Below are 515 nucleotides of genomic sequence, written 5' to 3'. Positions count from 1 at the left end.
GTCGGATAGGGGATATAAAAGATAAAGGGAATAATGATATGTACTTAAAAGCATTTGACGGAAAACAGAATGAGGCAACTGTGCAGAGGGGGTATTCTTTGGTACAGCTGTTGGTGGTAATGCTGCTGGTTTCGATCTTGGCGACGGCGGCCTTTACGGCCTATCGGGAATCGGTCCGTTCGGCCAACCTGCGTGCGGCGCATGCCGCGCTGCTGGAAAATGCGCGCTTTATGGAGCAGTTCTACACGAAAAAGGGCAGCTTTAAGCTGACGTCGACGAAGTGGCCGGAATTGCCGGTGAAGGAGGCGGGTGGTTTCTGTATCAGGATGAGCGGTCAGGCTAAGGGGATTCTGGAGGGTAAGTTTACCTTGAAGGCGGTGGCGCTGGATAGGGAAGCGGAGCCGAGGGTATTACGTTTGAACGAGTCGCTGACGGCGGTGGTGTGTGGGAAGATGAAGGGGAAGGGTAGCTGTGCGGACGGCGAGGAGATATTTAGGGGTAATGATGCGGAGTGT

General features: G+C 53.8%; 1 protein-coding gene. It reads left to right on the top strand.

What is annotated here, in order from left to right; genetic code table 11:
* Positions 1–38: 38 nt before the first annotated feature.
* Positions 39–515, top strand: a 477-nt coding sequence (locus HMPREF2661_RS08860; RefSeq protein WP_049323885.1) for a type IV pilin protein, incomplete at its 3' end; no start/stop codon positions are given.

Origin of the sequence: Neisseria sp. HMSC061B04 (assembly GCF_001836705.1) — a bacterium.
In the GTDB taxonomy this organism is placed as follows: Bacteria; Pseudomonadota; Gammaproteobacteria; order Burkholderiales; family Neisseriaceae; genus Neisseria.
The sequence above is the reverse complement of the archived record's forward strand: the minus strand, read 5'-3'. Positions and strand labels throughout refer to the sequence as shown.